Origin of the sequence: Oceanobacillus arenosus, assembly GCF_003369575.1 — a bacterium.
Taxonomy (GTDB): Bacteria; Bacillota; Bacilli; order Bacillales; family Amphibacillaceae; genus Oceanobacillus; species Oceanobacillus arenosus.
This window is the reverse complement of the sequence record NZ_PIOC01000028.1, coordinates 133,356-147,014: the sequence shown is the minus strand read 5'-3', so window position 1 is coordinate 147,014 and position 13,659 is coordinate 133,356. Positions and strand designations below refer to the sequence as shown.

The window sequence follows — 13,659 nt, the reverse complement described above, 5'->3', positions numbered from 1 at the left end:
AGCGTAGACAGTTAGGTAGCGGGCCGAAAGCCAAATGGTTGAAGGGATTGAGCTCCATAATGTTAGTAAATCGAGAGGGCTGATGCCTTAAGCGCAGCAGAAAGCTATATTTTACCCTTTGTTATAGGCAAGAAGGGTAAAGCCTCTCTGGAGTCAGAGACCTTGGCACGTTATACATTGATATGATACGGCAACTCGGGAGACCCTACCGGTCTCTTTATTTGAAAGAGTATGGTGTACAAGCGATAAAAAGCAAGGAAACCAAATGCCGTGTAGGGAGTCGGATAGTAGCGTAGTACCAATGAAGTCGGGTAATGCCGATGGAGGAAAGGCTAGCTACCAGTTATCACCCTTACTAGGGACACATTTACTACACACAGAGGTAGGGATAATAAATGGAAACAAAACTACTAAGGATAGCAGAATTAGCAAAATCTAATCCTAAAATGAAATTTACATCTCTTGCACATATACTAAATGAGCAATCATTAGTTCGATGTCATTATGAACTACCTAACAAAAAGGCAACTGGGATTAATGGAACAACTAAAGAGCATTACGGTGAGAACTTAGAAGAAAACATTAAGGACTTAGTAAGTAGGCTTAAAAGCAAAAGCTATCGTCCTGTTCCAGTAAGGAGAATGTATATTCCAAAGCTCAATTCAAACAAGAAAAGACCATTGGGAATACCGGAACACGAAGACAAGATTGTCCAAAGAGGGATTACGAAAATACTAAATTCTATCTATGAAAATGATTTTCTAGACTGCTCTTTTGGATTCCGCCCAAATCGTAATTGCCACGATGCTTTGAAGATACTGAACCACTATATTGAAAAGAGGTCAGTAAATTATGTAGTAGATGTAGATATTAAAGGATTCTTTGACAACGTTGACCACAAATGGATGATGGAGTTCTTAAAACTGCGAATCGCTGATCCCAACTTACTAAGAATTATTGGTAGGTTTCTTAAAGGTGGATATATGGAGGAAGGCAAGAAACACAAAACAGAGTATGGTACACCGCAAGGTGGAGTGATTTCTCCAGTATTAGCTAATATATACCTCCATTATGTCCTCGACCTTTGGTTTGAAAAGAGGGTCAGAAAACAGTGCAAAGGACAAGCATTCATTGTGAGGTATGCAGATGATTTTGTCTGTTGTTTTCAATCTAAAAGTGAAGCTCAACAATTCTTTCAATCATTGAAAGTGAGATTAAAGAAATTCAACTTAGAGATAGCTGAGGATAAAACTAAAATAATTCCTTTCGGAAAGTTTGCAGTGAAAGATGCAAAACGAAAGGGAAGCGGAAAACCAGAAACCTTTGATTTCCTAGGTTTTACACACTATTGCGGAAAAAGTAAGCAAGGAAAATTCCGAGTGAAACGGAAAACAAGCAAGAAGAAAGTCCAAGGCAAGCTCAAAGAATCCAAGGAATGGTTGAAGTTCAACAGAAATAAAGATATTCATATAATTATGGATAGATTTAGACGCTCTCTTATAGGTTATTACAACTATTATTGCATCACAGATAATACCCAAAATGTAAACAAATTCAGAGACAAAATCGGATACTTACTGTTTAAATGGCTCAATAGAAGAAGTCAAAGAAAGTCATTTACTTGGGATAAATTTAAACTCTTTCTAAATAAATACCCATTACCTTACGTAAGAGTTAAGGTTAATATATACGACTTGAGAAAAGAGCTTAGCTACATACTGTGAATGATAACTAGGAGGAGCCGTGTGCGTTAATAGCGCAAGCACGGTTCTGTGAGGGGAGAGGAACACAATCTACCGAAAGGTAGAGAGGTTCCCTTCTACTCGACTAGTTGAATAAGAAAATTGGCCAGGGTCTCTTAATAGAGGTCCTTTTTGTGTTAAATAAATTACGGTACTTTCTCTAAAACCTCAGCGCAGTTGACAGCCAAAATGACACCGGTCTTTCTATGTACAATATCTATTGTCTAATAAAAAAAATAAGATATTCGGATTGCAAAAAAGTCCAAATTAACCATTAAGCATTGATATAACAGCAAAAATGACATATGCAATTCATACGTCATTTGGTCTGTCATTTAATTAATATGACCTCAAAACGGAACCCTTTATCCCATTAGCGAAAATCAAGCAAATGCTTTTCCACAAACTCACCCTATAGTGCAATAGATAAGATTTCCGTGCTCTATCTATCATTTTATGAGATAATGTAATTAATTAAAATATTCAGTAAAAAATAGAATGCGAGGGAGCAAATAGGGATGTCATTAACTAGCTGGTTAAAAGGGAGAACAAAAGGGGTAGAAGAATTCGCTGAAATCATTAAAAGTGCTGCGCCATCTAAAGACAAATTTAGAACTTTAAGCGGGAAGAAACCTTCTGAATACGAAATGCTAGTTCCATATCGTTTAACGAAGCATCATAATGCTGGTTTTGTAGGAACAGCGTTTGATTACCTGGCAAGTTTCGTATTGCTCGTATATCAAAAGATGAAAAAGCTACACACCATTTGGTAGCTGCTGATGGGGTTCGAAGAATAATGAATAATCACGGATCTAACAAAATGACTCTAGGGTTTGAACAATATGCTGATATGTTGAAGCCTGTATTAGAGTATATTAACGGAGATTTGGAAAACAATATTAAGTTACTTATTCCTATCGCTTGTCGTTTAGCTTACCTGGAGAATATAGGAAGAGGTAGTGTATTAGATATGAATCAAGTAAATATAAATAATGTTTTAAGTGGCGAACCCAAAGAGGATGTTGAAAATGAATTGAAGGGTTTACTAAAGACATTTGAAGAAAAGTTCTTGATTACTGAAATTGTTACTGAAAAAAGTACCGTTATCTATAATCCGTACTTCGGAGTCGCAGGGGCGCTTGTGGATGAAGCAGATGCAGATATATTTATAGATGGAACGCTTTATGATTTTAAAACTTCGAAGAACGGTAGCTATTCTATGATTGATAACGCGCAACTCATCGGTTATTACTTCCTTAATGAGCTTTCTATAGAATTGGATTCTAACGAAATTGGTTTTGCATATGATGATATGGAAATTAAAATTAGCTTTATATAAAGCTAGGTTTGGAGAAGTGGAATATTACGATCTATCGGATATGTCAATAATAATGAAGAGTGATACTATTCAAAAGTTGGCTACGTACTTCAAAGGAAAGACTGAAAAACTAAGAAGCCATATATGGGCAGATATTGCTTCCTTGGAACAGAATTTAGAAATATTAAGAAATCAAAGGGAAGTAAATTGATAAGCTTTTTAGAAAAGCTTATGGTTATAGGTGGAGAAAAAGCAACATAATAGTATATGAAATAACATTCAAATTCTCACATAGAAGGGGCTTGGTTCAACAAAGCCCTCTGTTTACTTTTGCTTATTAAATTAAAGCACCAGTTGGTTCAACACAATTATCCCATTGGTGTTAAAATTAAATTTATATACCAAGATGTTAGGTTAATTTAATTAAGTTTGCTTCATCACCTTCAACTATAATAAGGTCTGCGTTGGGTTCAAGTGTAAAGATATTATATGAACCATTAAATTGGATAGAGCTAGTATAAAAGGATATGTCTTCTTGTATACTGAATCCATACCTTATTAGACTATCATCATATAATCCATCCGAACTTTTTGGATAATTATTAAACTTAACTTGATTATATTTAGTGTCAAGCAATTTAACGAATGCTTTTTCGGCGTCACTAATAATTTTTATTTTATCTGAGTAATAATTAAAGTCTGTTTCAAATTGTTCGAAATCGTTAAATATATTAATGTTAAAATGTTCAATATCAAAAAAGAATATAAACAACTCGTCTGTCAAACGCGCCTCCAGTTCTTTCGTATACTCGTTTGAAAGGATTTTTAGTCTTCCTTTGTGGCCTTGATCAAATAGCCTTGAAAAACTATCACCTTCCTTAGATATTCCTACATAATGCAATTCAAATTCTGAAAACCTTTTAAAATCAAATTCCTCACCAATTACCACTTTTATTCTATTCCTTGAAAGTAAATATAAAAAAATGTCTGGTGTAAACCAGCTAATAACATTATCCTCATTATTTAAAGTAAATCTTATTAGTTTAGGTCCTAATTCAAGTTGTATTTCATCACTTTCGTTATTAAAATGAGTCAATTCGTTATAGATAGAATAGTAAATTTTAGGACTCCTAAGTTGTCCCATTCTCAGATTGAATGAGATTGCCCCATTTAATATGGGGTGAAATTCTATATCTTCAAAAAAAACTTGTTTTCGTTGGCCAATCATATATAAATTCGAGGATTTTACTATCCTTCTAACATCCTCGTCTTTACTTAGCCAATCTGCTTCCTGATTTGAAATTGGTGGGTAAATAAGATTAAGGTAATTAACTAAATATCTCATATCACTTGTATTCCTTTAACCATTCGGTTAAATTATTAAAATCTCTTAAACTCAGCTCATAATTCAATGGAGAAGCAAAATCTATTGCATCTTTAGTGAATGAAGATGTGGTAACAATCATTCCTACATTTGCTCTTTCAGCAGATTTGACCCCATACAAACCTCTGACAATTTCAACTCCAACCTTATTAGTTTTACTGTATCTTTTTGTTTCTATTACAAATAAAGTGGAAACTATTGAATCTCTTCTAATAGCATATATATCTTTCCCACCATCCCTTGTACGTTGAGTTAAAGACACATCATATCCTTTTTTGCTAAATATTTCTGCAACTAATTCTTCAAATTTCCTTGGGTCTAACTTATACATCAATTCAGGATTTCTAGATAGGTATTTTATTAATTCTGCATTAACTTCAGTAAAATCTACTCTTAGAGAAGAATTGTTCACAGGTAACCCTTCATTAAAAACTTCAGAATATACTTCTAATAATGGTTGATATCTAGTATATCCTTGAGCATAATGTTGGTTTGTATAAGGATAACGTACTGATCCTCTAGGTATCTTCTCACCACGGGCCTTTTCTTCATTTATATTCATATGCTCTTTGCAAATAAACGGACAAGTATAGTCTTGTTCAAAAAACTCTTCATTGGTTGAATCATAGTAGTCATACAAATAAACTTCAGAATCCGCATTATTTTCACAGCCTGTAACAGAGCACTTAGTTGTCGGTTCATAACCTATGTATTTTTTTATATTTTCCATATCTATCCCCTTAAGACTTTTTATTAAAATACTTTGTTTAATCATTTATCTGAAGAGATTGTATCACAATGTGACTTTTACAACTGACAATTAACACACAATTTTCCAATAAAAAAAGACACAATAGTTAATAAATATTGAGCATCATACTCTTTAACTAAACGACCCCTTTACTTTAGCACATCTTTTCGCAATGTTTTGCTCAACATTCTTAACAATTGGTGTTTTTTGTTAATATTAGGATGATAACTCCTAGATTTCTATAGTTGAATAAAGACCCCGTTAAAGAACATTTATGAATCTTAACAGTCGTACAGACGATTCCGGGTTATCGCAATAGTTAGATATTAATATATATAAGCAATCAGTTTAAAATCTCCCTGCGAATTCATCTGCGACTGTTTTTTTTGCGCTTTTAGTATCGGTTATATTAACAATATTATCTTTACTGATTGTTACATTAGTTAATTGCTGCTGGCCTTCTTGAAAGTGTTCAAAATCTTTATAAAAGGATTGGGGATTGCTCCAAGCCTCATCTAAAGCTCTTTGAATTCGTTTATTTTTATTGTTCAAATTTAGTAAGTTCTCTAATGGTATCCCCTCCTTTTCGCTGTAGTGAAATTGTTTAATAATGCATTCTTTCAAGAGTCTTATTTGTTCATTTAATGCCTTTTTAGCTTCCTTTTCTACCTGAAGTTGTGCTTTCAGTTCTTCGTTTTTCTGCTTTAATTCCTTTTCTTTTCGTATGCTTCTTCTTACTTCATTTTCAAGTGGTATTAAATGGCTTATCAATCGATCTGGTTTTTTTGAATACTTCCCCACTAAGTCTACAACATTCGGAATGTCCTTTTTATTATTATTTGAATCTACCAGGGTTACCGTTCTAACTAGATTTACAGTATCAATAACTTCTCGACCAGGCTGTCCCTTTTTTCTCCAAAAATCTTCTGAATAAGTTTTACTACAAATATCTGGCCTCTCCTTATGGAGATGTAAATGATATTTATATAACTGAAGATACTTAATATCCCCTTGAACCCTAATGTTCTCCCTGTAATGATATACAATTGCGTACAATTCTTCTTCTTCATATTTAATTGACGGTCTTCCTCTGCTGTTTTTCTTCTCAATCATCTATATCAACCCCTTTTAACATTTCTAAACGTGCTATTTCTTCTAAATGTTCTTGAATAGATGCAGCCTTGGTTTCCATTGTGGTATAGAGATTAGGATCCGTATCAGATACCATTGTTTCTGTAAAACTTTCATTTAAGTTCTTTAAAAAATTTCCCATTTCAACAATTTTTTGCTTCCTTTCTCGAATTTTATCCTGAATCACCGGTCTTATTTTTACCAGCTCTTTGGGGTGTATCCACCAATGCTTACATAACATACACTCTACACTTTCACAGCGTTGTAATTCATCTTTACACCACCCAATTTCCATTTTAAGCAATTCTATCTTTTTATCAGGAAAGTTTTTACTTTTTTTATCAATATCATCATAAGTAATCTCGTTACCCTCAAAGACTCCTTTCATCTCACCGTCTTTATTCATAAAGCTCTTAATCAATTTATCTACCTCAATATCTATAAAGTATTCGGTATGGTTTGAATAATGGTACTGAGCTTCAATTGTTGAATGTCCACCTAGTCTTGCTATTTCGATTGGGGATAATCCCTGCATTAGTAAAGAACAAAATGCGAAATGCCTAGTATCATTTGGTCTTACTTTTCGTTCTACCGTTTCGTTATACTCTCCATATACAACATCTTTGTAAAATTTCCGTAATAGGGACTTGAAAATATTACTGTTAAAGTAATCCTCATCCTTTTTGCTTGGGTTACGGTTACTATATTCATTAAGTTCTTTGTAAGCTCTATAAGAAACTAACGTCTTACTTACGCCGTATGTTTCTGTGTGATGGATATACTCAGATATCAAATCATATATGTCTTTAGTAATCTCTAATTTGTCTACTACTTGAACTCTTCGATGATTACCAGTCCTTTTCTCACGCGGCAACGAAATTTTACAATTTCTGTAATACTTGGGTGGTATACAAAACCTTTCAATCGTGCAAAACTCGCTAATACGCATCGGAATTATATTTGTTAGCTTCCACCATAGTAAAATCGGTGCAAATAGAAGTCTAGTATTGGTATTAATTCCCTTATTAAAATATCTATTTATACAATAGTCCAGCTTTAATACATCTTTCCCTGAAGGTAACTGTCTAGCGAATACTTCTTTTGGTAATCCCTTCTTAATATTTATTAGAGGTTGATTGTAATCGTGAAAAGAATCAATTCCGCTAAATGTTAAAAAGTTAAAAGCTATTTCTATTATACTTTTAACGGTACTTATCCCTGACCTATCTTTTTTGAGTTCGCCTAACATTTCATCTAATGTACTCTGATTTTTGTTCTCCAAATATTTCCGAACTGCTGGAGAGTAGTTTCGCAATGATTCGGCAAAGGAATTTGCTTTTGCTGGATTGAAAAATTCGGTTTGTTCAATAATTTTTATTAGCATCACCCATCGCTGGTGTATCCCTTCCGGATAGTAAGAGCTTAATAGTTCAGCCAACCAACATTTGATTAAAACAACAGAAGAGGGACTCCAGTAATCACGAAATCTGGCGGCCATTTCCATTTCTGAGAAATTGAAAATAACTGTACTTCCTTTAAAAAGATGCCGTTCAAAAGTCCAAATATCATCTTCAAATTGTTCATCAAAAACGGAATCTTCTTCCCTTAAAACATCAAGGATTTCCTTAGCTTTCTTAACACTACCTTCAAGAGAAAATGTTTCTGCCGATAACTCCTCCAAATCTATAAGTTTACTTAAATTCTCTTTCAGCATTTCATCTTACCCCCTTAGATAATTGGAGTTGATATTCTTCTTGTAAAGAGCTTATCTGATCTTGCTTAGCTATAAATTCCTCACGAGAATCCTCAATAAACTCGTATACTTCGAATCCAAACCTTTGAATAGCCTGAGCAAACATTTCCAACTGCATATAAAATAATCTTGCCCTTTTTCTTTGCTCATTGTATAAAATCTCCGATTCCGTTTTTTGAGACTCTAAATAGTTATTCAATCTATCTTGCAGGCTTGCACCAAGAGCTGAAAGAGCATAATAATTTGGAATGGAGAATGCACAGTCAAAACACGAAATGCCTTGTCCTTTTTTTACACATCCACTTTCAGCAAACATACACTGAACATTTTCCTCCTTGCTCGGTAATTGACTTGTTTCAATTTTATTCACGAACTCTAATGCTTCATTTAGACCCATTGAAAGAATACGATCTAAAACAGTTTTTCTATCATTCTGTATGACATTTAAAAAGCTTGAAATCACTTCAACTTTATGAATACCCCCGAAGTATTTTCCGAGACACAGAATCTCATTGGTTCTCTTTTCTCGGTCTATTTCAACTCCTTGTAAAACGTCCAGAAATGTATCATATACAAAACCGAACGAACCACGTGAAAAGAGTTGTCTTGTAAGGAAATTCAACTCGTTTTCGGGAATATCAACGTAGAAATTAGTCGTTTCTTCTTCTAAGTGGCCTCTCATTTTCTGAATAGTTTTTAACCCTGCTGTGCCTTTTTGAATTTTACTTAGTATTACATAAATATAAGACATCAATGATCTATTCATCTTTCTTGATGAAAAGATAAATTCATTATCATTAAAAGATTCAAAGAATTTTCTACGCCTAGCGTCCGAAAAATTTTGTTTCTTATTTCCAAAATCAATAATTGTCTTACGCATTGGGTAAATTGCATTGTTTCTTAGTTCACATATAGCAATGGCAGTAGCCAATGATTTCTTTAATTCCTCCGAACAAAAAAAGTAATTTTTAACCTGGGTTTTTGATATAATGAATTCTGTTCGATAGACCTGTCTAACTATATAATCAACATCCTCATCACCCAGCTCATTTTCTAACAACCAGTGCAAATTTGTTATTTTTGTGCCATTAAGATTTATCCTTGGGAATGAAATGAAATCCGAATTTCTCCAAGCATTATTTAGATGAAGCAGGACATATAACCAACTTGATGCATAATAATTAACAGTCCTATTTTTTTCTCCTCCTGTAGTAATTTCTTTAAATATATCTTTTATCGCCTTTTTTTTGTGTAAAGAAATATCTTTAGCATAGTTATATACTTTTTTATATACTTCGTATTCGTATATAGATTTATCGTTGCTCTTCACCTCAAATGTCAAAGGGTCATTTACTTTATTAAAATCGAAAGCTGTCATTTTATTTGCAATCAATTTATAGTATACTTTTTTAAAATATTGATAGAGTATTCTCGAGTCTGTTTTTGGAATACTATTAAATAAAATGTTTATGTCATTAGATGTTACCGAATATATTTCTTTTTTGTTCGTCGGATTAACCAGATTTATTAAATACTCCGAACAGTATACATACCTGTTTATAGTAGATTCAATTGATTGGGAATTAGCTGTAGTATTGGCTAGTCTTCTTGAAATAAATTGCAACCAAGTTTCATTTGTGAAACGTCCCAATTCATCAATTTTAATTTGCCTAACTTCCAATCGTAGTTTAAAGGTGTCAAAATGCGAGTCCATTGTTACCGAGTAAAAATCCTCTTTTTTTCTACGCTCTCCCAACCACTTATAAAAATTTTCTTTCAAATAACAAGTTTTTTTAGATTTATAAAAAGGACGAAGCAAACTATCTATAGGTTCTTTTTCTATATAGTTTTCCCCGAAAACAAACCCTTCTGCATTGGCTATTTCCTTTGCTTCTTCGTAAGACATAAATATCTTTTTCAACTCACTTTGGCTAAGTCTTAGACGATCTACGAGTTCTTTATCATAGTATTTCCAATGTCCATTTAATTTCTTAGGATTAAGTTGATAATCTTTTTCAATAGCGAGAGAAGCTTTAGTAGTTGTTATTGATAGAACTTCTCTATATTGTTTTGTCGTATAGTAGTTAGGGACAATGGTGCCTCCAGCGGATTCCACATCTTTTTTCAACTTTTCAAAATCACTTCTCGTATAAAACCGTTTTGCTCCCACTTGAAGTGATTGGATGTTTAATTTACGATGCTTATACCATCGCCAAGAATCATTTTCCAATTGACTTATTATATCTACTGCTTCATCAAATGAAATATGCTCTTTTAAAAAATTATTTAAAGTAGATTTCCTAATAAATAGAAATTCCCGATTGATTGGATAATCAACCGAAACATATTCAAAATCGCTACTAACTTGCTTCTTTTCTAAAGATACTTTAAAAACGTTAGAATTAGTAGTAGTATTGATTCCAAACGTTTTTAAAAACTCATTATAGCCCATATAATTTTCTAAGATGTTAGATTCAAATTCTAAATGTTTCTTTAACGATTGAATGTTAACTTTATTTTCTTCCCTAACACCTTTGACAATTCCATTTTCAACTAGCTTTCTTATTCTTTCATTCAGTGGTTTTCTGCTTAGTCTAGTTGGGTATTTCTCCTTACCACCAAGATGTTTATAGGCTGCCCCTATGCTAATCATTAAAGTCATTTCTAAATACCTCCCAATCCCAATTTTCATTGATAGCTTTTTCTATATTGTTTAGCTCTACCAAATCCTCGCTGGACATAATCTCCATTGCCATCTGAAAATTGGAGATTGCATTTCTATAATCTATATATGACTTTGCAGATTCGGTACTTATGTCTCCTCTGGCAATAGCCATTTGCCTATCATCTTGTACTCTATCAAATAGATAGGCAGTGAATATCCCGCGACCGATATGAGTACCCCAAACAGTGGTTTCGAGCGTATGAAAGTCGGAATAGCGACCAGGAGTTTTAGCTAATCTGTCAATGTAGGCATATTTAACTTTTGCAAATTTCCTTTCATACATTCCCCCAGAGATGGTATGTCCATTTTCATCAACGAAGAAAGCAAATGTATTTTCCTTTTTAACTTTCTCATTCATTTTCATATGGGCATCATATATTTCTTTTAAGTAAGTGCTAGGTAATACCGGTTGTATCCTTGGTCTTTTCACTTGTTCCTTTATTGTGTTTTTTAAGTGTTTAAATAAACGTTGTTGATTATCATAGACGGCAATATAATTTGAACCATCTAGAAAATTAGTAGGAATACTTGTAGCAGTGAGATTTACAACCTCACCTCTACGCAACCCTGCGAATATTTGTAAAGCGATTCCAAATGCAATGTCAGATGACACTCTTCGTGCCTCTTCTAGAAACTCATAAACCATCTTGTTTCTTTTGTTGGGATCATTATCTCCGAAATCTTTAAGTTTGTTTCTGATTAATCCGCCATCATCAATAGAAGGGTAATGTGTATCATAGATTGGTTCAGTAAAAGGTGAGATAATTATCTCTTCATTTCTTCTATCAAAGTATCTATCCAATTCTATTTCTTCATCAATTATGTCCATAGCTTCTAAATAGTCATAGAAATGTACAAGGTATCGCTCGATATGACCTCTGACATATTTGTATGACAACCTTCTCTCTTCCTCACAATTTTTAACAGTAAAACGTTTTTCCGTACAGTAAGTAATATAACGGGCTCCGTGTAGGAATGTTAAACCTCTAAAACCCTTTTTTTGTAAGCATTGAAACTCAGGGTTTTCAGCAGTCAATTGTTCATTGATAAAATTAAGGAATTTTACTAACTCTCTAGCTGGATTCAATTGACTACTTAAACTTTTACCTTTAAATTCATACTTAGCTTTAATGAAATGTGTAATAGGATGAGGAACAATAAGATTCGTTTTTAGATCCTTTACGCATATAGTTACGACTGTCCTATGTTCTAGTTGGTTATTTGAAAGCAAATGTTCTATATTATCTTCTCTTACAATCCACTTATAATTCTCAGTTTGCATATTTTTTCATTCCCAACTGTGTTTAGGATTTTATATAAATATATCTGTTCCAAGGTGTTCAATATACTATTATAATTTTCCCCTCTTAAAGAGATTTGTCCTCCGATTTTAATTCTAAATTATCAAAAGATTATAAATCCCATTCTACACTAATTTGAGAATAAAAAAAACCTTGAATATACTTTGTATATCAAGGGTTTTATTCTAACTATATTTATTTATTCTAATTTTCCCCGTATTCAGCAATACAATGCATAAAAGGATGCATCCACCTCAACCACCGGAAAGTGACTGCCATATTCAGATAGCTTATCCTTTGGCTTTATTTGAGCTGGGTATAACGCATCATGATCTCCCCACCCTGTCAAACCGATATAAATCATGAAAACCCCTCCACCGAATAATAAGCGCAACATAATTAACGTGTGGTAATGATTGGCCCATCCTTTGAAATGATTATCGTATGCTCATACTGTGCAACATGGCTGTTCTCTGTCGCAAATGTCCAACCATCATCCTCTTGAAATACTTCTTCTTCTCGTGTCGAAATAAATGGTTCAAAGGCAATAACCATTCCTTCTTTTAAGATTTCATCGTCCCATCTTTCCCGGAAATTATAAATATAATCAGGTGCTTCATGGATTTTTCGACCAATCCCATGTCCAGTTAAGTTTTTAATTACAGTTAACCCGTGCTGCTTAGCAATTTGCTCTACGGCCTTCCCAATCCCACTTTTCTTCGCACCAGGTTTTATTTTCGTAAGACCTGCATCAAATGCAAGTTTTGCAACGTCACATATCTTCGTCAACATTTCATTTCCTTCACCAACAACAAAGGAAATACCCGTATCTGCAAAAAAGCCATTTTTAGAACCAGATACATCAATGTTAACTAAATCGCCTTCTTGGATAACCCGCTTACCAGGAATACCATGTGCCACTTCTTGATTGACGCTGATACAAGTAAATCCTGGGAAGTCGTATTCCCCTTTTGGTGCTGATAATGCTCCCGCTTTCTCAAAAAGCTCCCCTGCAAGCTCGTCAAGTTCTTTCGTCGTTACTCCAGGTTTTGTTTTTTGTACTAATTCATCACGAATCTCACCGCAAATTTTACCAATTTCCTTCAATGCTTGTAGCTCTTCTTCTGTCTTTACGATCATTGCAATCCCTCATTTATGTTAAGTATAATAATGCAAACGTCCATTCTATCATTATTATAATAATAGTCTAAGTCTAATTTTAAAGCTTTTTTAATAATATCTCCAGTCTTTTGATCAAACGTTTGTTTGAAATGAAAAAAAGCACCACAGGACATAGCTATTTTCATAAAGGCTATCATCTTAAATAGCATTGCCTTTCAAAGTAAAGAATAATTCTTCGTAGTTGATGTAAATTGCGGACTAACTGAATTACAAATAGTATGTGCTAATCCGCCGTCCGAGTTCGCTACGGGCGGATGCTTTCCGCGGGCACGGCCTCAGCCTCCTCGGAAGAAAAGCACTTCCTACGGGGTCTTCGGACTCGTGCTGTTCCCGCAGGAGTCACCGCCCTTCGCTCACCCGGACTGATATAGA

10 protein-coding genes and 1 pseudogene are annotated in these 13,659 nt (G+C 33.8%); 3 read left to right on the top strand and 8 right to left on the bottom strand.

All coding sequences use genetic code 11. From position 1 onward, the window contains the following. Positions 1-395 precede the first annotated feature (395 nt). From ltrA to CWR48_RS18290, 3 genes are all read left to right on the top strand, one after another. Positions 396-1,724: a group II intron reverse transcriptase/maturase gene (ltrA, locus tag CWR48_RS18300; protein ID WP_115774757.1), complete on the top strand. Its 1,329-nt coding sequence runs from the start codon at positions 396-398 to the stop codon at positions 1,722-1,724. 536 nt (positions 1,725-2,260) lie between these two features. Continuing rightward, positions 2,261-2,515, top strand: a complete 255-nt coding sequence (locus CWR48_RS18295; protein WP_115774756.1) for a hypothetical protein — start codon at positions 2,261-2,263, stop codon at positions 2,513-2,515. A 23-nt stretch (positions 2,516-2,538) separates the two neighbouring features. Continuing rightward, entirely contained in the window at positions 2,539-3,081 is a 543-nt protein-coding gene (locus CWR48_RS18290) for a hypothetical protein (RefSeq protein WP_115774755.1), read from the top strand. A 388-nt stretch (positions 3,082-3,469) separates the two neighbouring features. Here CWR48_RS18290 and CWR48_RS18280 read toward each other — a convergent pair whose 3' ends face one another. The 8 genes and pseudogenes from CWR48_RS18280 to map all read right to left on the bottom strand — a co-directional run bounded on the left by CWR48_RS18280 (position 3,470) and on the right by map (position 13,245). Further along, positions 3,470-4,405: a hypothetical protein gene (locus tag CWR48_RS18280; protein WP_115774753.1), complete on the bottom strand. Its 936-nt coding sequence runs from the start codon at positions 4,403-4,405 to the stop codon at positions 3,470-3,472. A 1-nt stretch (position 4,406) separates the two neighbouring features. Then, positions 4,407-5,174 (bottom strand): restriction endonuclease, encoded by a 768-nt coding sequence (locus CWR48_RS18275; RefSeq protein WP_170140808.1) that lies wholly within the window; start codon positions 5,172-5,174, stop codon positions 4,407-4,409. A 369-nt stretch (positions 5,175-5,543) separates the two neighbouring features. After that, entirely contained in the window at positions 5,544-6,308 is a 765-nt protein-coding gene (locus tag CWR48_RS18270; protein WP_115774751.1) for a hypothetical protein, read from the bottom strand. After that, complete coding sequence (locus CWR48_RS18265) at positions 6,301-8,040, bottom strand: site-specific integrase (protein ID WP_115774750.1); 1,740 nt, start codon at positions 8,038-8,040, stop codon at positions 6,301-6,303. Before CWR48_RS18265 ends, CWR48_RS18270 begins: the two co-directional genes overlap by 8 nt. A gap of 1 nt (position 8,041) precedes the next feature. Continuing rightward, positions 8,042-10,741 (bottom strand): hypothetical protein, encoded by a 2,700-nt coding sequence (locus CWR48_RS18260; protein ID WP_115774749.1) that lies wholly within the window; start codon positions 10,739-10,741, stop codon positions 8,042-8,044. Further along, entirely contained in the window at positions 10,725-12,086 is a 1,362-nt protein-coding gene (locus CWR48_RS18255; protein ID WP_115774748.1) for a hypothetical protein, read from the bottom strand. The genes CWR48_RS18260 and CWR48_RS18255 overlap by 17 nt, the downstream gene beginning before the upstream one ends. Before the next feature lie 248 nt (positions 12,087-12,334). Further along, positions 12,335-12,469: pseudogene (locus CWR48_RS18250) on the bottom strand (DUF72 domain-containing protein); the annotation flags it as partial. A gap of 35 nt (positions 12,470-12,504) precedes the next feature. Further along, positions 12,505-13,245 (bottom strand): type I methionyl aminopeptidase, encoded by a 741-nt coding sequence (map, locus tag CWR48_RS18245; RefSeq protein ID WP_115774746.1) that lies wholly within the window; start codon positions 13,243-13,245, stop codon positions 12,505-12,507. Positions 13,246-13,659 lie beyond the last annotated feature (414 nt).